The sequence below is a fragment of the Nocardia sp. 852002-51101_SCH5132738 genome, assembly GCF_001665695.1.
Lineage (GTDB): Bacteria > Actinomycetota > Actinomycetes > Mycobacteriales > Mycobacteriaceae > Nocardia > Nocardia nova.
This window is the reverse complement of sequence record NZ_LZML01000027.1, coordinates 48,723-68,944: the sequence shown is the minus strand read 5'-3', so window position 1 is coordinate 68,944 and position 20,222 is coordinate 48,723. Positions and strand designations below refer to the sequence as shown.

The window sequence follows — 20,222 nt, the reverse complement described above, 5'->3', positions numbered from 1 at the left end:
AATCTCTCCTTCAACCGCCCGTCCGAGGGCATCTGATCACAGATCGCCCGGACTTACACGGTTGCCATGACACCCCCGACCGACCTCAGCACGGATGACATCCTGTGGACCGACATCCGCTCTCGCACAGCGCCATCGGGTAATCCTCCGACCTTCACCGATGGATACCTCTTGAGGGGACAGCCTGAACCGGTCATGACGGCCACCGAGTTGCTACTCGGAGCTCTGGGAACCGGTGGGGCGATCACCGTGCTCGTGCAGATTCTGCGTGATTGGGTCGCTCGCTACCGGATCAAGGCGCTGAGCGTCCGGCTACCTGACGGCACCGACATCCACATAGCCGACGCATCCATCGACTCTGTCGAGCGACTGTTCGCCGCGATCGGAGCCGATCGCCCACACGAGACGGCACCCACACCGATCGCGGCGCCTGATGTCCCCGATCACGCAGACGACCAGGCCGGACCCACAACGCCCGAATGATCCCAGGCGTCGAGCCTGCCCTATCGCCGGCGAAACGACTGAGCCCCCACCCGAATACCGGATGGGGGCCTCAGTAGAGGCTCTACCAGCAGCGATGCACGCGCTGCCCTACTTCTTCCCAGAGGCTAATCCGCTACGGAACTCGACCCCCTTGACGCCCTATATCTGCACGCCAAACGCACTGTTCGGTGCTCGACTCGCGTTCCGAAGTGAAATAACCTCTGCGCGTGACTCACCGATCGAAAAGGTGCCGGCACCGACCTGAGACCGATCCCCTGTCACATCGCCCGACTGACTCCACTGAGCTCGAGTGCGCGCACATGCCGATGTGTGTGGCGTCCGCTGTGCAGTTGTGGGCATTGGCGGGAGTACGTGAGGAGCGCGATCGTATCTTCATGATGTTCAAAACGATCAAGCGGAAGCGTTTCGCAAGGGCCGCACCGGATCACGGGACGATGATTCCAGCTCGTTGTGCGGCCAGCTCCGCCCGAACCACCTCGAGCAAGCGGCCTGCCCACTGCCTGCCCGGCCCCCAGAATTTCGAGTCGTAGTGCTCATTGGATCGGATGGGGGCATCCTTCGTGGAGAGCAACAACTCGGCGAGGTCTGGATGCTGCCGGAACTTGGCCCGCATCAACTGTGCCATCACGGCGACCCGAGCGTCGGCCCACCCGTCCCGCCGCGGTGCCTCGCGGGCGAGTTCCGCGGCGTGATGCGGCCGCTCCACTTCGGCGATACGCCTGCGCGTGGCCTCGTCGGAGGTGCTCAGCGCCCAGTAGGCATGGATCAGGGTGGGGTAGGTAACCCCGTCGACAGCGATCGGTACCGGGGCGCGGTTCTGCAGTAACTCGACACCAGCGTCCTCAGGCCAACCTTTGGCGTAGACAATGCCCCGGATGGTGACCGCACCAGCAACCGGCTCATCCGGTCCGTCGGCAGGCATCCGCGTCTTCCATTCCTGCTGTTCCCGCTCACAGCGGTCGAAGTAGTCGAACGCCTTCTCACGCTCGTCGGGATCGTCGTCGAACAGGGCAACCAACGGCCGGTCTTGGACATCCTGGTCACCCAGCGCGTAACACCGCAGGTGTGCAGGGATCGCGAAGTATGCGGCCCGAAGCAACGCACGATTTTCTTCGGTTCGGTCGGCGAGATAGGCGTTGATCGCGATATCGCACCGGTCGGTCGAGTCGGGCCGTCCAGCCAGATGGTCGATCTCGTCGGCGACTTCGCCGATCAACTCGTCGGCATTCACCCAGACTCGAGGATCGCCGAACTTCCACGTTGCCATGTGAAACGCGGACGCTCGAGCGCCTTCCGGCAGCGTCGTCGCGACCCAGCCAGAGCGCACCTTCTCCGCGAACTCGTTCAGGTTCACCAGTTCCGAACAGTCGATCATGCCGTCGGCGTAGATCTTCAGGTCGGTGAGGTGGTAGTCGCCGTTGCGGATGAACACGTGCCGCCAGGTACCTTCAACGCGATCGCCGTCGACTACACGGTAGGTGCGATTCATTCTCCCCATCCCCGCAGCATACGGGGCCGGTCCACCAGACCGGGTGCCCCACGGACTGTTCCTCTGGCCTGAACGGCCTGCTCAGGCTCAGTTTCGACCGGCGGACCGTTTGTTGTCCAACGCGCGGACATGCCGCATACCGCGCGGACCGAACCGGCCAGCGCTCGACGCAGCGAAACGACTGAGTCTCTATCAGCAGCGATATACGCGCTGCCCTACTTCTTCCCAGACGCTAATCCGCTGCGGAACTCGACCACGTCGCCGTCGTGCATGACGTAGTCCTTACCCTCCATCCGGACCTTGCCCGCGGCCTTGGCGGCGGACATGGAGCCGGCTTCGACCAGGTCGTCGAAGGCGACGATTTCGGCCTTGATGAAGCCGCGTTCGAAGTCGGTGTGGATGACGCCGGCTGCCTTCGGGGCGGTGTCGCCCTGGTGGATGGTCCAGGCGCGGGCCTCTTTCGGGCCGGCGGTGAGGTAGGTCTGGAGGCCGAGGGTGTGGAAGCCGGCTCGGGCCAGGGCGTGCAGGCCGGGTTCGGTTTGGCCGATGGATTCCAGGAGCTCGAGGGCGGACTCGGCGTCGAGTTCCAGGAGTTCGGCTTCGACCTTGGCGTCGAGGAAGACCGAATCCGCCGGGGCGACTGCGGCTTTCAGTTCGGCGACGCGCGCCTCGTCCGTCAGGACCGACTCGTCGGCGTTGAAGACGTAGAGGAAGGGCTTGGTGGTCAGCAGCGACAGTTCGCGCAGGAGGTCGGCGTCGAGCTTGTCGCGGACCGCGTACAGGGTCTTGCCCTCGTTGAGGAATTCCTGGGCCTGCTTGGCGGCGTCGGCCACCGGTTTGCGGTCCTTCTTGACCTTGGCTTCCTTGTCGAGGCGGACCACCGCCTTCTCCAGCGTCTGCAGGTCGGCGAGGATGAGCTCGGTTTCGATGACCTCGATATCGCTGAGCGGGTCGACCTTGCCGTCGACGTGGACCACGTCGTCGTCGGCGAAGACGCGGACCACCTGGCAGATGGCGTCGGCTTCACGGATGTTGGCGAGGAACTTGTTGCCCAGGCCCGCGCCTTCGGAGGCGCCCTTCACGATGCCGGCGATGTCGACGAACGACACGGTCGCGGGGACGATGCGCTCGGAGCCGAAGATCTCGGCGAGCTTGTCCAGCCTCGGGTCGGGCAGCGGCACCACGCCGACGTTCGGCTCGATGGTGGCGAACGGGTAGTTCGCCGCGAGCACGTCGTTGCGGGTCAGCGCGTTGAACAGCGTCGACTTTCCGACGTTGGGCAGGCCGACGATACCGAGGGTGAGACTCACGAGTGCAAGAGTCTACGCGGCGCACGTTCGGCAACCGAATCTGCCCAGGTCGCGACCACCGGATGGAGTGTCCGGTATCCGGACGCGTTCTGTCACCCGCGCGCGACCGGCTACTCAGAAAGTGGCGGGCAGCGCGAGCGCGCTCTCGATCGCCGCATCCAGAAACGCGAGAGTGTCACGGCGGCGTGTGAGCGGATTGCGATAGGAGCGGCACCCCTCGGCGCCGCGCGTGCGGAGATGGAGGCTCTCGGCGATGATCGGCTGCCAACGCGGGTCGAACGACCGCAGCGCATAGCGGCCGGCTCCGCATTTGGAGGTCATCGTTCCGGTCGCGAGCACATGATGAAGGCGACTCACCCCGAGAACTGCCCATACCGGAAACCACGGGGTCAGCCCCACCGCGAGCGACAGCGGATGCGCTGCCCGGGCACGTTCCCACCACGGCCGCCAGTAGTTGCGCACGTTGTCGACGGTGAAGCCGCGCAAGGCCACCCGATCCGCCCACAGCTCGATATCGCCCGGCTGTGGGCCGCGAACCGTGATCCCGTGCCAGGCCAGCTCACAGAACGTCACCGGGTCGATGCCGAAGCGACCGGAGGTGGTGAACCGGCTCTCCTGGGCGCAGGGAACATCGGGGCACTCGTCCGGCCCGGCCGCGAGATCCGCCCAATGCACAACGGCACCATCGAAATTCGGCCGCCGTGCGGCGCGGACCGTGCGGCTGTGCGCCTCGGCCACGGCTGCCATCTCCGGCGAGTCGGGCTCGATGCGCCGATCGGTCACCGCGACGAAGTCGATATCGCTCGCGGTGGCGAGCCGCCCTCGCCCGGCACCGCGTGGATGGAAATCCTCCAACGCGACCGAGCCGACAAGATAGAAGCCGCTGATCAAGCCCGGCGACAACTCGTCGACGGCCGTGAGGAACAGCCCGACACTGCGCGCGACCTCGGCCGGAAGATCGTCGATGGACATGCCGTCAACCTACCGTTCGACGACCCTCGACCCCAGGAACGAATCGCGAACACCCGTACGCGCGCTCGATCCGCTGTGCAGCTGAACAAACATACTCTGCCGCAACGGATTCGACGATCCACACCGCAGCCCGCACATGCGACCACACCGGGCTAAGGTCGTTTCATGGCGCAGATCCCTCGACTTCCCGGATTGGGCTTGGCCGATGCCGATTGGCTGGTGACCGCCGCACTGGCGGTGGCCTCCGAACATCGATTTCCGCCGCTGGCGGTGGCGGTTACCGATGTGAGCGGTGCGGTGATCGCGCTGCGCCGGGCGGACGGCGGGATGCCGATGACGAGTCGCCTCGCGGTGGCCAAGGCGCGCACCGCACTACTGACACTGCATCCGTCGGGACAACTCCCCCTGCCGGGTGAGATCGTCGACAGCATTCAGCATCTCTACGACGGTGATTACATTCCGTTCGCGGGCGGGGTGCTCGTCACCGAGAACGGGGTGATTCTCGGGGCCGCCGGGGCCTCGGGTGCGCATGCGACACAGGACGAAGAGGCCGTGCTGGTCGCCGTGCAGCGCTGGCACGAATATCGTTCGCACACAGCCTGATCGAGACACTCGCACGTGCTCTGGTAGCCGGCGACGCAGCGGGATCCGACCATGCGACCGGCACAGTTGCGCGCGTGGCACCACGCCCGCCGGCGTTCTGCTACACCGGGTCCGGCGTCGGCCGGGCACAAGCCAGCCCGAACTCGGCGCACTCGTCGTCCTGTTCGGGCCGACCGCCGCTGACCGCGACCGCACCCACCACGACACCGTCGCGACGGATCAGCCGAGAGCCCGCACCCACCACGATCGGCGTCGGCGACAGCTGATCGATTCGATCGAACAGGGCGGGCCACGCCGCCTGGAGTTGCTGCAGTTCACCGCCCTCGCGATGAAACAGGGCGACCCCGGCCGCCTTCGCGGGAGCGATCCGGGCCGACAGCGGTGGCGCACCGTCCATCCGGTCCAGCACTCGCACGTGTCCACCCTCGTCCACGACGGCCACGGTCACTCGGGCACCCAATTCCCCAGCGCGAGAGCGTATCCGAGTGCTGATGGCGTGCGCTTCATCCAGCGTGAGCAACATCTTCTCCACCTCCGATAATCGTTGGCTGTACCAACGGTTCGTCCAGGCGACGCTACCCCACATTCGTTGGCTCGTCCAACGAATCCAGTAGACTTCACGCATGGACGACACGCCCGCACGCCTGCGCGGCAAACCGAGCTGGCTGGTCAGCAAGACCGCCGCACTCGCCCAGCGGCGCATCGGAGAAGCCGTGTCGGCGGTCGGCGCCCGCGGCTACCATTTCTCGATTCTGGCCGCACTCGACGAGTTCGGGCCCGCCAGTCAAGTGGCGATCGGCCAGCGCTGCCGGATCGACCGCAGCGATATGCACGCCATGCTGGCCGAGCTCGAGGCGCAAAAATACGTTGCGCGAGAGCCGGATCCGGACGACCGCCGCCGCAACCTCATCACCCTCACCGCGGCCGGCGAGCGGCGACTGCACGAACTGGATGCCACGTTGACTGCCGCCCAGGACGAGATATTCGGCGAGCTGACGAAGGCGGAGCGCGAACACCTGGTCGAGCTGCTGACCCGCGTGCTGGACAACCGGCAGACTCAGACGCGCGGGTCGCGGCCGAGGTAGCGCAGCAGTGTGTCGACGGCGGTATCGCCGGGCTCGGCATCCAGCACGGCCGCGTACGCGCCCCACTGGCGCAGCGGTTCGATCAGATCGGTTGCGGCAGTGAGGAGATGGGTGGCCAGGGTGTCGGTCAGCGGAGACGGCCGGCCGGTGGCGACCGCGATGTCCCAGGCGTGGACGGCAGCATCCAGGGCAGCCATGACGGCGGCGACGGGGGTCGGGAGGACGCCGTGCGGGAGCGGGGTGGGAACGGTTTCGGCGTCGTCGGTGACGGTGGCCCAGGCGGCGGCGGTCTGCTCGATGGCAGCGGAGACAAGCCGTGTGCCGGTGCCGTCGAGCGAGCCGGAGGGGGCGAAGGGGTCGTAGGCGGGGCCGGTGCCCAGCCCCAGGGCCGCGGCGAAGGCGAGCTGATCACCGGCGGCGTGCTGCACGACCTGGGTGACGGTCCACTGCGAGCAGGGAGTCGGCAGGTCCCACTGGGCGGCGCCGATTCCCGCGACCGCGTCGGCGAGAGCGCGGTAGGACTCGGCGACGACGTCACGCCAGACCGGGGCGAGAGCGGCGGCGGGGGAAACGGAGGTGCTGTTCATCGGAGGGCCTTTCGTTCTTCGTTTTCGGCGTTGAACTCAGGTTATGCGCCAATTAGGCTTGTTTTCTTCCTAATAATTCGCCGACGGAAAGCGCTTCGATGTGACCTCCACCACAACCCGCGTGCTGCGGCTGCTGTCGCTGTTGCAGGACCGCACCTATACCGGTCGGGAGCTGGCACAAAGGCTCGATGTCAGCGACCGGACTCTGCGTCAGGACATCGCACGGCTGCGGGAACTGGGGTATCCGGTCCATGCCGAGCGCGGTGCGGTCGGCGGCTATCGGATCGGTCAGGGCAAGACCATGCCGCCGCTGCTGCTCGACGACGACGAGGCCGTCGCGGTGGCGGTGGCGATCGGCCTCGCCGAGGACGGCTCCACCGGGATCGCGGATATCGACGAGAACGTGGCGCGGGCGCTCGCCAAGCTGGAGCGAATTCTGCCGGTTCGGTTGCAGCGCAAGGTGACAGCGTTGCGCACGGCCACCGAGATCGGTCCCGCCACGACCGGCTCACGCGAACCCGATGCGCCCGTGCCGGCGCAGACTCTGGCCACCATCGCGTCGGCGATACGCGGTACCCGGGTCCTGAACGTCGACGGCGGACGCCTCGAGCCGTATCGGCTGATCAATTGGCAACGCCGGTGGTATCTCGTCGCTTACGATCTCGAAAGCCATTGCTGGCGCGCCCTTCCCGTGGCCTCCGTCGACGACGTCGCGACCGGCTCCCACCACTTCGCGGCCCGCACGCTGCCCGATGACGATCTGGTGGCCTTCGTCCTGCGGGAAATCGCCAGGGCCGGTTGGCGAGTCCACGCCCGGGTCACGGTGCTGGCGCCCGCCGAGACCGTGATCGCGCGCATCAACCCGGCCGTCGGTGTGGTGGAAGCCGTCGACGCGCAATCGTGTGTGTTGTACACCGGTGCGGACACTCTGGAGACCATCGCGATCTACCTGAGCATGTTGATGATGGACTTCCGCGTCGACGAGCCGCCGGAACTCGTGGACCACATCCGGACACTGGGCCGTCGTTATTCGTCGGCTGTCCCACCCGAATAGCGCTTCCGATGGCCCCCGGAAAGGGCCCGAGGACAGCCCTGTGAGGTCCGATACGGCACTAACAGCGTTCGTACAGACGAACGAAGGGCTCCGCCTCGGCCGAAACTTTTCGGCCTGGATCCGGGCAACCGCCTACCAGGACCTCGAAGCGGAAGCCTTGGTGCCCGCGGAGGGTGTACTCGACCACGGCACCGGACCGAGCGAGGCGGGGAAGGTGCTGACCGGCCAACTGTGCAGCCTGCTCCGCACTGAACACCTCGCCCGCCGGCGGAAGAATCGCGACGCCCAGTGTGCGGCCACCCACACCGGGCGGGTCGTACACACGGATGTCGGCGAAGTACGGGAAAGGCTGATCGGTAACCAACCACTCCCACAACTCGAGTTCACTGTCGGACGGGAAGCGGGTACGGCGGCTCGTGCTCGAGTCGGGTCCCAGACTCGAGCCCACGATCGAGAGATCGTGGTAACCGGAGGCCACCGTCCAGTCACGGGCCGCCAGTTCGGGAAACTCGCCGGCGATCTTTCGCATCGCCGCGGTGGCGCTCGAGGGTTCGGTACCAGAACTCGCGGCCACGATGACCTTCTCGGCCGGGCCTTCGACGTCGGCTGCGAATGTTCCGCCGTCACTCCAATGGATCTCGGCTCCAGGCCGGCTCGCCGACACTCGCGCCCAAGTGTTTGCCGCTTCGGCTTTCCTGGTGGTGTCGCCACCGAAACGCCAGGACGCGAAATACGAGTCCGTCATCCGGACCATTTTCAGCACCGTCGAGTCACCTCGGTACTGCGGCGGTAGCTGCTGGGTGGCCATCACGCGCACCACGGCCTCTGCCTGCGGGGCCGTTGCGTCGTCCTTCAACCGAACATCGAGGCCGGAGCTGTAGTCACCGTACCGGTGGTACTGGAACGTGTGCGATGCGTCGGCCACCCCCGGCAACGCCTGTATCGCGGATTCGATCGCCCGCGACCAGCTATCACGCTCGGCTTGGTCAGGCCCCTGCATCGGTCTCGAGCACCCGATCGCCGAAGCCGCTGCGAGCAGCATGGCGATCGCCGACAACACCGAACGCGCAGTCCTCACCCACCTATACAACCGCAGACCAGGTTCGGAGCTACGGATCGCACCCGCGTCCGGCCCGAACGACACGCGGCCACCTGCGGTTTCGCCTCGGACGCCGGGATCCGGTCCGATGAACAGTTTCTGAACGGAGTGCGGATCCCACAGTGGGCTCGCCCGATTCGGCGGGATTCCGCTACCTTGAGTCAGTTCCACCTGATGTCCGGGCGGGCGGGGAAACTCGTCGCCGATCGGACCTACACCAGCACGGGAGAGTAGCTCGCATGGCGACCATCGAATACCTCCGAACCGAGCCGGACCTGCCTCCCGTCGGGATCGTCGACCGCCGGCCGATCACGCCGGCCAAGAAGGCGATCTTCGCGGCCGTCGCCGTCTTCGGTGCGGTCGCCTGGGCGATTCTCGCCGTCGCTCGTGGCGAGGACGTCAACGCGGTGTGGATCGTCATCGCGGCGGTGTGCACCTACATCATCGCCTACCAGTTCTACGCCCGGCTGATCGAATGGAAGATCACCACACCGCGCGACGACACCGCTACTCCGGCAGAGGAACTGGAGAACGGCACCGACTACATGCCGATGGACCGGCGGGTCCTGTTCGGTCACCATTTCGCCGCCATCGCCGGCGCCGGGCCGCTGGTCGGGCCGGTCCTCGCGGCGCAGATGGGGTATCTGCCGGGCACGCTGTGGATCGTGATCGGCGTCGTGCTCGCCGGTGCAGTCCAGGACTATCTGGTGCTGTGGGCATCGGTGAAGCGCCGCGGCCGCAGCCTCGGGCAGATGGCCCGCGACGAACTCGGTGTGGTGGGCGGTATCGCGGCGCTGATCGCGGTGCTGGTGATCATGGTGATTCTGCTGGCCGTGCTGGGCATCGTGGTGGTCAACGCGCTCGCCGCGACCAAGGGGGCCGACGGGCAGCTGCACGGCGGCAGCCCGTGGGGTGTGTTCTCGATTTCGATGACGATTCCGATCGCGCTGCTGATGGGCCTGTACCTGCGCTATGTGCGGCCGGGCAAGGTCGGCGAGATCTCCGTCGTCGGCTTCGCGCTGTTGCTGCTGGCCATCGTCTCCGGGCGCTGGGTGTCGGAATCCGGCTGGGGCCGTGACGTGTTCACCCTCTCGGGCTCCACCATCGCGTGGATGCTGATCATCTACGGCTTCATCGCCTCGGTGCTGCCGGTGTGGCTGCTGCTGGCCCCGCGCGACTATCTGTCGACGTTCATGAAGGTCGGCACGATCGTGCTGCTGGCGCTGGGCGTGGTGATCACCATGCCGGTGCTGCACGCGCCCGCGGTCTCCCAATTCGCCGGCAACTCCAAGGGTCCGGCGTTCGCCGGCAGCCTGTTCCCGTTCCTGTTCATCACCATCGCCTGCGGTGCGCTCTCCGGATTCCACGCACTGGTCTCCTCGGGCACCACGCCGAAACTGCTCGAAAAGCAGTCGCAGGCACGGATGATCGGCTACGGCGGCATGCTGATGGAGTCGTTCGTCGCGGTGATGGCGATCATCGCGGCCAGCATTCTCGACCAGCATCTGTACTTCGCGATGAACACCGGCGGCCTCACCAGCGCGCAGGCCGCCGCCGACAAGGTGAACGCCCTCGGGCTCGGCGGCACACCGATCACCGCGAACGAGTTGAACCAGGCCGCTCACGACGTGGGTGAGCAAGCGATCTACTCCCGCACCGGCGGCGCGCCCACCCTGGCGGTCGGTATGGCCGAGGTGATGCACAACTTCATCGGCGGCGCCGCGATGAAGTCGTTCTGGTACCACTTCGCGATCATGTTCGAGGCGCTGTTCATCCTGACCACCATCGATGCGGGCACTCGCGTCGCGCGCTTCATGCTCTCGGACACGCTCGGCAACCTCGGCGGCCCGGCGCGCAAATTCAAGGATCCGTCCTGGCGGCCCGGAGCCTGGCTGTGCACGTTCGTCGTGGTCACGGCCTGGGGTTCGGTGCTGCTGATGGGCGTGACCGATCCGCTCGGCGGCATCTACACGCTGTATCCGCTGTTCGGCATCGCCAATCAGCTGCTGGCCGCGGTCGCGCTGACGGTGGTACTGGTGATCGTGATGAAGAAGCGGCTGTGGAAGTGGGCCTGGATTCCGGCGCTGCCGCTGATCTGGGATCTCATCGTCACCATGACGGCCTCGTGGCAGAAGATCTTCTCCGGCGACAAGAACATCGGCTACTGGACCCAGCACCGCATCTACAGCGACGCTCGTGACGCCGGGAAGGTGCTGGCGCCGGCCAAGAGCATGGCCGATATGGACAAGGTCGTGCGCAACACGTTCATCCAGGGCTCACTGTCGATCATTTTCGCGGTGCTGGTGCTGATCGTGGCGGCGGTCGGTGTGATCGTCTGTGTGCAGGCGGTGCGCCGCGGCGGTGGGGCCACCACCGAGACTCCGGAGGTGCCGTCGAAGATCTTCGGGCCGTCGGGTTTCGTGACGACGAAAACCGAGAAGGAGGTGCAGCGCGAATGGGCGGAGTACGAGCGTTCGGGCGCGGCGAAGGTCCCCGGCGCGGCGGCCGCGGCGACGCCGGAACCGGCTTCTTAGCTAGCGAATTCGCTGTGCTGCGGGCGCCGCTGCGCGCAGTCCGGGCGGGAGCCCGCTATATGAACGCGGTGCTCGGCGGGCAGGACTACCCGCGATATGTGGAACATCTGCGGCGTCGGCATCCCGACCGGTCGATTCCGACCGAGAGTGAATACTGGCGCGAACGGCACGCGGCGGCCGATCGCAACCCCGGGACCCGGTGCTGCTGAGCTCGCCCCGCCGATGATCGGCGGCGAGTCCGGTCGACCGGGCAACCGGAAGCGGTTCCAGGCATCCGGCTCGCCTCGGCCGCCGCACCCCTCCAGCGAGCGTACGGTTCCGGTGCGATTCGCCAGTCCGCACGCGGCGCCGGTGGCCGAAACGTTCGCGGGTGATCTGCGACCAACCGTTCGCACCTCACCCGCCCGCCCCGGCCGACCCGAAAACCTTGCGACGCTGCGGAATAGGCCCTTTACGGCGGTTATATCCAGCTGCTCTCACTCAGTGCATCGTTGATAGCCGACAGCTATGTCGCTGAAACGTTGACCATCCGGGGTAGTTGTCTGATTCCCGCTAGCGCAGGCGGCCCCGGGCTGACAAGGTGGACTGCGTGAGTGTGAACGGTCTGGACTTCGAGCGCTGTTATCGAGCGGTGGCCACCCGCGATGCCCGTTTCGACGGGCAATTCGTCACGGCGGTGCGCACCACCGGAATCTACTGTCGGCCATCGTGTCCTGCTATCACTCCGAAGCGTACGAATGTCACGTTCCTCCCCACCGCGGCCGCCGCGCAGCAGAACGGATTCCGCGCCTGCCGCCGGTGCCTGCCCGATGCCGCGCCCGGCTCACCCCTGTGGAACACCCGCGCCGATCTGGCCGCGCGGGCGATGCGGCTGATCGCCGACGGCGTGATCGAACGCAGCGGCGTCCCCGGCTTGGCCGACAAGCTCGGCTATTCGCAACGGCAACTGACCCGGGTACTCACCGCCGAACTCGGCGCCGGTCCGCTCGCCCTGGCTCGCGCCCATCGCGCTCACACCGCCCGACTGCTCATCCAGACCACGCGAATGCCCATGTCCGACATCGCCTTCGCGGCCGGCTTCGCCAGCATCCGGCAGTTCAACGACACCGTGCGCGAGGTGTTCGTGGTGAGTCCGACCGTGTTGCGCGAGGAGGCGCGGCGGCTGCGCGGCGACGCACTGCCCGCCACCAACGGCGCCCTCACCTTGCGCCTGCCCTATCGCGAACCGCTCGACGCGAGCTGGCTCGAATGGTTCCTCTCCGCGCATGCCGTCCCCGGGCTGGAGAGCTGGGAGGACGGCGTCTACACGCGCAGCCTGCGCACTCCGCACGGGCATGCCACGGTGCGCGCGAGTATCCACCCCGGCCATGTGCGGGCCAGCCTGGCGCTGCACGATATGCGCGATCTGGCGCCGACCGTCGCGCGGATCCGGCACCTGCTCGACCTGGACGCCGATCCGGTCGGGATCGATGCCGCCCTCACCGAGGGCTTCGGGCCCGGGGCGCCGGCCATCGGCGCGGGCATTCGCGTACCGGGCTGCCTGGACGGCTCGGAGTTGTTGCTGCGCACCATGATCGGACAGCAGATCTCGGTGTCGGCGGCGACCACGCACACCGCCCGCCTGGTCGACGCGCTGGGTGAGAACGTCAACGGCCCGATGCCGCGCCTGTTCCCCACCGCCGAAGCCATCGCGGAACGGGGCGCCGACGTACTGACCGGACCGGCCCGGCGGACCGCCTCGATCGTGGGCGCCGCCCGTGCCCTCGCCTCCGGTGACCTGCGTCTGCATGCCGGCCGGACCGCCGCCGACGTCCGCCGCGATCTGCTCGCCCTCGACGGGGTCGGCCCGTGGACCGCCGACTACGTGACGATGCGCCTGCTCGCCGACCCCGACATCCTGCTGCACACCGATCTCGTGGTCCGGCAGGGCGCGGCTCAGTACGGCATCGATCTCACCGATACGTCGCGATGGGCGCCGTGGCGGTCGTATCTGTCGATGCATCTGTGGAAGCGCGCGCTCTCCGAACGCACCGCGGTGGCCGGCGCCGCAACCGCGCGAGCTGCCCTCGCACGCAACGGTGGATACCCCGCCGGCCGCGACGACGCCACCCGGCCCGCACCCGCGCGCAGCACGCTCGACCGTCGTGGCGACGCCGCGCGCACCGGAGTCGCGGCCGCCGAGGCCGGCCGTCGCGCGGCCTATCTGGGCGCGCGGCGATGAGCACCGCCGATTACGCGACCGTCCCGACCCCGATCGGGCCGTTCACGGTGATCGCCGATGCCGACGGCGCGGTCCTGGCCTCCGGCTGGACCGCCGACGCGGAAGGTCTGCGCGGTCTCGTCCATCCGCGGCTGCGGCCGGACGCGTTGCGCCGCTACGACGCGCTGGACGAGCTCACCGACACCGTCGAGCGGTATCACCAGGGCGAGCTGGATGCCGTCGACGGAGTGGCGGTCCGGCAGGTGTCCGGTCCGTTCCTCGAACACGCGTGGTCGGTCCTGCGAGCGGTGCCGGCCGGCGCGCCGATCACCTACACCGCCTTCGCCGTTCGGTCCGGTCGCCCGGAGGCCATCCGCGCCGCCGCCAACGCCTGCGCGCGCAATGCCGCCGCCCTCTTCGTTCCGTGCCACCGGATTCTCCGCACGGACGGCTCGCTCGGCGGCTTCCGCTGGGGGCTCGGCTGTAAGCGCTGGCTGCTCGCCCACGAGCGCGCGGCGGAGGACAGCGCCCACCTCGGCCGCTGAACGCTCTCCCAGGATCCCCCGCGCCGAACTCGTGTCGAACCCTCGCTTCGGCGGGCAGAATGCGGAACGACGAAGGAGTTCTGCATGGAAACGATCGTGTCGGTCACAGGTGGCAAGGTCCGGGGCAACACCGAGAACGCGGTGAGCACATTCCTCGGTATTCCCTATGCGGCCGCGCCCGTCGGTCCGGCCCGGTTCGACCTGCCGCGGCCGGTTCCGGAGTGGGACGGCGTGCGCGATGCGCTGACCTACGGGGCGACCTGTGTGCAGTCGCAGTACCCCGCGCCGATCCACGCCCTGATCGGCAGCGACGGGCTGCCCGGAGACGAGTACCTGAACCTGAACGTGTGGACGCCCGAGGTCGGCGGCTCCGGTCTGCCGGTCATGGTCTGGATTCACGGCGGTGCCTTCACCCGCGGCTCCAACGCCCGGACCATGTACGACGGAAGTACGTTCGCCCGCGACGGGGTCGTGGTGGTGTCGATCAACTATCGGCTCGGGATCTCCGGCTTCGCCGCCGTGCCCGGCGCGCCGCTCAACCGCGGGCTGCACGATCAGATCTTCGCGCTGCGCTGGGTGCACGACAATATCGCGGCGTTCGGCGGGGATCCCGACAATGTGACCGTCTTCGGTGAATCGGCGGGCGGGATGAGCGTGGTCGATCTGCTGACCGCGGCTCCGGCGCGGGGACTGTTCCGTCGCGCGATCGTGCAGAGCGGCAACGGATCCGCGGTCGCCGAGGCCGAGGACGCGGTCAAGGTCGCCGAAAATCTCGCTCGCACACTGGGAATCGAGCCGACGGCGGCAGCCTTCGGCGAACTCGGACCGGATCGGCTGCGAACCGCACAGGACGCGGTGGCGCTGGAGTTGATCACCAATCCCGATCCGAATCGGTGGGGCCGCACGATCATCGACCACGGTCTCGGGCTTCTGAGTTTCTTCCCGGTGATCGACGGTGAACTCATCGAGAACCGGCCGATCGATGTGCTGGAGCGCTCCACCGCCCACGCGGTGCCGTTGCTCATCGGCTGGACGGCCGAGGAATTCCGGTTCTTCACCTTTCCGACCGGCATCGCGGCCACGCTCACCGACGAGACGCTGGGGCCGGTGCTGTCCCGCTACGGCGTCGACCCCGCCGTGGTGCGGGTGTATGCCGAGCATCGGCCGCGGGCCACAGCCGCCGACCTGTTCGCGGCCGTGATCACCGACGTGGTCTTCCGCGACGATTCGATGCGCATCGCGGCGGCCAACGCCGCCGCCGGTGCGCCGACGCACGTGTACGAATTCGGCTGGCGCAGTGGGGTTCCCGATCTCGGCGCCTGTCACGTGGTGGAGATCCCGTTCGTCTTCGACAAACTCTCCGAGGCGCATCCGCTGACCGGACCGAACCCGCCGCAACCACTGGCCGACGACGTCCACCGGGCCTGGGTGGATTTCGCGACGCACGGCGACCCGGGGTGGGCGCCGTTCGGAGCGGACCGGCAGGTGCGGATGTTCGACTTCCCGAGCTCGGCCACCGTGCCCGACCCGCACGCCGCGGAACTGCTGGCGCTGCGCGAATCGGGGAGCAGATTGCGCCGCGGGTGATCAGGCGACGATCGTACGCAGCCGCGAGCCGGTCGGTTCCCGGATGACGTGGAGCCGGCTGGGGATGCGCTGTCGCATCTCGTCGACGTGGCTGACCACACCGACAACCCGTCCACCCGAACGCAATTCGTCCAGTACGCCCATCACGGCGTCGAGGGTGTCGGCGTCGAGGCTGCCGAAGCCCTCGTCGATGAACAGGGTGTCCAGTACCAGGCCGCCGGATTCCGCCGCGACCACATCGGCGAGGCCGAGCGCCAGTGACAGCGAGGCCATGAAGGTTTCACCACCGGACAGGGTTTTCGCGGGACGGACCGCGCCGGTGTAGTCGTCGCGGATGTCCAGGCCGAGACCGCCGCGGCGTCCGCGCGGGCCTGCCGCATCGGAATGGACGAATTCGTATCGGCCACCGGACATCCGGCGCAGGCGTGCCGAGCCGGCGATCGCGACCTCTTCCAGTCGCGCGGCGAGCACATAGGAACGCAGGGACATACGGCGGTTGTTTGCACCGCGGCCCGCGACCACGTCGGCGAGACCCTCGAGTTCGGTGTGCGCCTGCTGCAGGGGGGCGATGCGGTCGGCCGCGGCCCACAGTTGACTGCCGAGTTCCTCGAGTTGGGCCACGCGGCGGGTGCTCTCGGCGTGCGCGGCGACCGCGGCGTCCAGCGCGCGGCGGGCCTCGGCCACGGCCGTCTCGACCTCGGTGAGGTCCACGGCGTCGGCATCGGCCGCGGCTCGGACCTCGGGTTCGGCCAGAACCGCTTCGGCGTGGGCGCGGCGGCGGTCGGCGGCGACGAGCTCGGCCTCCATCTCCTTCTGCTGCTGCGGTGTACGGGTCGCGGCCGCAACGACTTTCGCGTAGGCCGCGAGCACGGCACGGTCGGGCGCGCCGGACGCGGGATGCTCGGGTTCCGGAGCTGCCGGCAGGTCGGCAGCGCGGGCGGTCTGTTCGACGCGGCGGGCGAGGTCGGCGAACTGGTCGTCGGCGACGGCGGCGTCGGTGCGGGCGGTGAGCAGATCCGTGGCGTCGGCGATGAGCGCGTCCAGCCGGGCACGGCGACGCTCGACCGTGCCGTCGGCGCCGGCCGCCACCCGGACTCGATCCGTCAGTTCGGCCAGCCGGCGGTCGGCGGCCAGGATGCGTTCCTGCACTGCGCTGGACCGGCTTTCGAGTTCTCGAAGGCGGCTGTGCAGTTCGGTTTCGGCGGTGCGCAGCCGCTCCACCTCGGCACCGCGATCGGCGGCGGCGCTCGTCTTCTGCTGTGCGGAGCGGAACTGCTCGGTCGCCGCGTTCACGGCGGCGGCCAATTCCGCGGGGTCGCCGTTGCCGCCGCGCTCCCCGAGCAGTTCGATCCGGCGTTCCAGTTCCGTGCGACGGGTGAGGGCGCGGTCGCGTCGTTGTTCGGCGGCGCGTTCGGCCTGCACCGCCGCGTCCTCGTCGGATTTCGCGACGGTGACGGCGGTGGGCCGGGCGGGAGCCGGATGGTCGGCGGAACCGCACACGGTGCACGGCTGCCCTTCGACGAGTGCACCCGCCAGCTCCGCCGCCATTCCGGCCAGGCGACGTTCGCGAAGATCGAGGGTGCGCTCGCGCGCATCGGTATGGTCCGCCCGAGCCCGCTCGAATTCCTCGGTCGCTGTGGCCAATTCCTTCCGCGTGCCCACGAGCTCGACCGCCGCCTGCGCCGCGGCGCGGGTTCGCTCGCATTCGCGTTCCAGACCCGGCAGCGCGGCCTTGGCATCCGCTGCCTCGCGCAGCGCCACCTCGGCCGATCGAATGGCCTGCGGCAACTGCTCCCTGCGCTGCGACAGCTGTTCCAGTTCTCGCGATACGGTGGCGTATTCCGTTCGCAGTCCGGCCAATTCGGCGGTCACGCGGACGGCCGACTCGGCGTCCGCGCGAACCTCCTCCAGCGAGCCGATATGCGCGGACCACCGTTGTACCGCGGCGTCGAGACCACGGTCCGCTCCTGCTGCATCGGTGCCCGAGTCGTCGAGCGCGCCGGCAACCTTCTGCCCGCCCGACCGGCCCGGCTGGTTCTGCGCACCCGCATCGGAGCGAGTCCGGTTACCGCGCGACTCCGGCGCCGCTGCGGGCCGGGCGAGGTCGATGGAGAACAACTCCCATTCGATCGGTTCGTCCACCGCACCAGGCTCCTCCGGCGGGGGTGCCGTGGCCACCACACCGTCGTCGGCGGCGGCGCGACTGATGTCCGGAATGGCCGGAATGGCGGAGAGCTCCTCGGCCATATCGGTATCCGCCAATTCGGCGGCAGCGAGCTCGGTTGCGGCCCATGTCGTTCCCGGAAGCTCGGCGGATTCGGGTTCGAGCAGGCGGACGGCCAGGCGTTCGGCCAGGTCGCGGGCTTCGTCGGTGCGGCGGCGCAGGATGACCGCGGCCGTGCGGGCGTCGGCGAGTGCGGCCGCCACCGGCTCGACGCGGCGGGCGCGGTCCAGATCGGCCTGGACGCGATCGCGGTCGGGCGCGCCGGCGGCGTAGTCGTCGAGTTGGCGGCGGGCGATCGCGGCGCGTTCGCGACGCTCCTGGACCCGGCGGTGTTCCTCGGCAGCGGTGTGCCGCTGGGCCGAATCCTCTTGGCAGCGAGCCAAATCCGTCGCGGAGCGCTCGGCCTCGGCGCGAGCCTGCGCGAGGAGCTGCTGTGACCATTCCACGGCCTCGAGCGGCCCGACGGCTTCGGTGGCGCCCAGGCCGGCGGTGATCGCGACCTGAGCGATCAGGCGGTCGACGCTCTGGCGGTGATTGTCCAGTTGCGCGGCGCTCTCGCGTCGCCGCTGCGCCAGCCATTGCTCGACCGTGCCGAAGCGTTCGGTGTCGAACAGCCGCTCGAGCAGCTTCTCGCGATCTTCGTTGTCCGAGCGCAGGAACCGCGCGAAATCGCCTTGCGGAAGCAGCACGACCTGGAAGAACTGATCGGCGCTCATCCCCAGCAGCCGGCTCACCTCGTCGCCGATATCGGGGATGCGGGACAGATGTTGCCCGCGCCCGTCGAGCCACTCCAGTGTCGCCGCGGCCTGTTCGGTCCGCATACCGGTGCCGCGCTTCTTCGGCCGCTCGAACTCCGGCGACCTGGTCAAGCGCAACCGGCGGCCGCCGAGCGTCGCCTCCAGCACCACCCGGGGCGCGGTCTGCGGATCGGCGTGGTCGGAATGCAGGCGTTTACTCTCGCCGCGGGCCCCCGGCACTCGGCCGTAGAGGGCGAAGGCGATCGCGTCGAGCACCGTCGTCTTCCCGGCGCCGGTATGACCGTGCAGCAGGAACAGCCCGTCGGCGCCGAGCTCGTCGAAGTCGACCCGCGCCGTCTCGGCGAACGGTCCGAAAGCCGTGAGCTCCAGCCGATGCAGCCTCATACGCCACCCGCCCGGGCGCCCGTCATGCCGACAACTCCGCCGAGGCCGCCACCACTTCGGAGACTGGTTCGCGCCGAGCCGCCGACAGTGCCTGCTCGATCAGCGCCATCTCCCCCGCTGTCGGTTCACCGCGCACATCGCTGAGGAAGCTGTGCGCGATCTCGCTGTCGCGGCGGCCGTGCACCCGCTCGCGGTAACGCAATTGCGAATTCGCCTCCGGGCGGGTCCATTCCACATGCACCGCGTGCGGGAAGCGTCCGCGCAGCCGGCGCAGCGCGTCGACCGGGCGCGCGTGATCGGTGAGCACCGCCGAGACGTAATCGTGCTCGGCATCGGCATATTCGGCCGCGGACAGCAGCTCGTCCAGCACACCGGTCAGCTGGCGCAGGCCCCGTACCACCGGAAGTTCGTGGCGCTGCACCGATGCCAGCCCGTCGGCGTCCAGATCGACGATCCACACCGCCTTGCGATGCGAACGCTCCGCGAACGAATACGGCAGCGGCGAGCCGGAATACCGGACCGACTCCGACAACGTCTGCGGCGAATGCAGATGGCCCAGCGCCACGTAGTCCATACCCTCGAACGCGCTGAGCGGCACCGTCTCCACACCGCCCACGGCGATCGAACGTTCCGAACCGGTCGCCTCGGCACCGACCACGAAGGCGTGTGCCAGCACCACGGTTCGCGGATCGCCGCGGCGTTGCCGGTCCGCACGGATACGGGCCAGCGCGGCATCCAGGATCTCGGCGTGCGAACGCGCCTGCGGCACATCCAGTTCCGCGCGGGTGATTTCGGGTTCCAGATACGGGATGCCGTAGCAGGCGATCGGTCCGTGCTCGTCGGCGAGCATCACCGGCCGGTCCACCTCCGCCACCGACGTGCGCAGATGCAGTCCGCCCGCCGCGGCGAAGCTGCCCAGGGCGCCCAGTCGCGTCGGCGAATCGTGATTGCCCGAGGTCGCGACGATCGTCGCCCCCGCGGCGCGAATGGCCTCGAAGCCCTTGTTGCACACCGCTATCGCGTCCGCGCTCGGAATCGACCGGTCGTAGACGTCGCCCGGCACCACGACCACGTCGACCTGCTGCGCGGTCACCAGCTCCGCCACCGCCTCCAGCGCACGCGCCTGATCGGCCAGCAGGTCGACACCGTGAAAGGTGCGCCCGATGTGCCAGTCCGAGGTATGCAGCATCCGCATGTGGCAAGAGGCTAAGCCATCTCACCGACAAGGTTGAATCGCTCCGGCGTGTCGACGAGTGGTGCTGGGGAATTGCCGGGATTCGCGAACTT

At 68.3% G+C, this 20,222-nt stretch carries 17 protein-coding genes; 9 read left to right on the top strand and 8 right to left on the bottom strand.

The window, feature by feature from the left end; translation table 11 throughout:
• The first annotated feature begins 195 nt into the window (after positions 1-195).
• Positions 196-483, top strand: a complete 288-nt coding sequence (locus A5789_RS04350) for a hypothetical protein (protein WP_064902124.1) — start codon at positions 196-198, stop codon at positions 481-483.
• A gap of 445 nt (positions 484-928) precedes the next feature.
• Here the strand turns inward: A5789_RS04350 and A5789_RS04345 are convergent, their stop codons facing one another.
• The 3 genes from A5789_RS04345 to A5789_RS04335 form a co-directional block, all read right to left on the bottom strand.
• Positions 929-1,993 (bottom strand): NADAR family protein, encoded by a 1,065-nt coding sequence (locus tag A5789_RS04345; RefSeq protein ID WP_197516549.1) that lies wholly within the window; start codon positions 1,991-1,993, stop codon positions 929-931.
• Between the two features lie 215 nt (positions 1,994-2,208).
• Positions 2,209-3,303, bottom strand: a complete 1,095-nt coding sequence (ychF, locus tag A5789_RS04340) for a redox-regulated ATPase YchF (RefSeq protein ID WP_064902126.1) — start codon at positions 3,301-3,303, stop codon at positions 2,209-2,211.
• A gap of 114 nt (positions 3,304-3,417) precedes the next feature.
• Complete coding sequence (locus A5789_RS04335; RefSeq protein ID WP_064902127.1) at positions 3,418-4,275, bottom strand: hypothetical protein; 858 nt, start codon at positions 4,273-4,275, stop codon at positions 3,418-3,420.
• A 165-nt stretch (positions 4,276-4,440) separates the two neighbouring features.
• On the opposite strand from A5789_RS04335, the gene A5789_RS04330 reads away from it, so the two are divergent.
• The gene (locus A5789_RS04330; RefSeq protein WP_193615551.1) at positions 4,441-4,878 is read left to right on the top strand and encodes a heme-binding protein; all 438 of its coding nucleotides are present in this window, start codon (positions 4,441-4,443) and stop codon (positions 4,876-4,878) included.
• A 100-nt stretch (positions 4,879-4,978) separates the two neighbouring features.
• Here the strand turns inward: A5789_RS04330 and A5789_RS04325 are convergent, their stop codons facing one another.
• On the bottom strand, positions 4,979-5,401 hold the full coding sequence (locus tag A5789_RS04325; RefSeq protein WP_181064036.1) for a heme-binding protein: 423 nt from the start codon (positions 5,399-5,401) through the stop codon (positions 4,979-4,981).
• 100 nt (positions 5,402-5,501) lie between these two features.
• On the opposite strand from A5789_RS04325, the gene A5789_RS04320 reads away from it, so the two are divergent.
• On the top strand, positions 5,502-5,963 hold the full coding sequence (locus tag A5789_RS04320) for a MarR family winged helix-turn-helix transcriptional regulator (protein WP_063012466.1): 462 nt from the start codon (positions 5,502-5,504) through the stop codon (positions 5,961-5,963).
• Here A5789_RS04320 and A5789_RS04315 read toward each other — a convergent pair.
• A complete protein-coding gene (locus A5789_RS04315; RefSeq protein WP_064902130.1) occupies positions 5,936-6,550 on the bottom strand; it encodes a TIGR03086 family metal-binding protein in 615 nt (204 codons plus the stop codon). The genes A5789_RS04320 and A5789_RS04315 overlap by 28 nt on opposite strands.
• A 100-nt stretch (positions 6,551-6,650) precedes the next feature.
• Between A5789_RS04315 and A5789_RS04310 the strand changes: the two genes are divergently transcribed.
• The gene (locus A5789_RS04310) at positions 6,651-7,604 is read left to right on the top strand and encodes a YafY family protein (RefSeq protein WP_064902131.1); all 954 of its coding nucleotides are present in this window, start codon (positions 6,651-6,653) and stop codon (positions 7,602-7,604) included.
• A gap of 58 nt (positions 7,605-7,662) precedes the next feature.
• Here the strand turns inward: A5789_RS04310 and A5789_RS04305 are convergent, their stop codons facing one another.
• Positions 7,663-8,748 carry a hypothetical protein gene (locus A5789_RS04305; RefSeq protein WP_156747569.1) on the bottom strand — a complete coding sequence of 362 codons (1,086 nt, stop codon included), beginning with the start codon at positions 8,746-8,748 and terminating at the stop codon, positions 7,663-7,665.
• Positions 8,749-8,942: 194 nt separating this feature from the next.
• On the opposite strand from A5789_RS04305, the gene A5789_RS04300 reads away from it, so the two are divergent.
• The 5 genes from A5789_RS04300 (at position 8,943) to A5789_RS04280 (ending at position 15,569) form a co-directional block, all read left to right on the top strand.
• Positions 8,943-11,237 (top strand): carbon starvation CstA family protein, encoded by a 2,295-nt coding sequence (locus A5789_RS04300; protein ID WP_064902133.1) that lies wholly within the window; start codon positions 8,943-8,945, stop codon positions 11,235-11,237.
• Positions 11,238-11,266: 29 nt separating this feature from the next.
• Positions 11,267-11,446, top strand: a complete 180-nt coding sequence (locus A5789_RS37635; protein WP_064902152.1) for a YbdD/YjiX family protein — start codon at positions 11,267-11,269, stop codon at positions 11,444-11,446.
• Between the two features lie 371 nt (positions 11,447-11,817).
• On the top strand, positions 11,818-13,458 hold the full coding sequence (locus tag A5789_RS04290) for an AlkA N-terminal domain-containing protein (protein ID WP_082856877.1): 1,641 nt from the start codon (positions 11,818-11,820) through the stop codon (positions 13,456-13,458).
• Entirely contained in the window at positions 13,455-13,982 is a 528-nt protein-coding gene (locus tag A5789_RS04285) for a methylated-DNA--[protein]-cysteine S-methyltransferase (protein ID WP_030518620.1), read from the top strand. The genes A5789_RS04290 and A5789_RS04285 overlap by 4 nt, the downstream gene beginning before the upstream one ends.
• Before the next feature lie 84 nt (positions 13,983-14,066).
• Positions 14,067-15,569, top strand: a complete 1,503-nt coding sequence (locus tag A5789_RS04280; RefSeq protein WP_064902134.1) for a carboxylesterase/lipase family protein — start codon at positions 14,067-14,069, stop codon at positions 15,567-15,569.
• On the opposite strand, the gene A5789_RS04275 is transcribed toward A5789_RS04280, so the two are convergent.
• Positions 15,570-18,935, bottom strand: coding sequence for an AAA family ATPase (locus A5789_RS04275; protein ID WP_064902135.1), 3,366 nt, complete (start codon positions 18,933-18,935; stop codon positions 15,570-15,572).
• Positions 18,936-18,957: 22 nt separating this feature from the next.
• On the bottom strand, positions 18,958-20,130 hold the full coding sequence (locus tag A5789_RS04270) for an exonuclease SbcCD subunit D (RefSeq protein WP_064902136.1): 1,173 nt from the start codon (positions 20,128-20,130) through the stop codon (positions 18,958-18,960).
• Between the last annotated feature and the right edge of the window lie 92 nt (positions 20,131-20,222).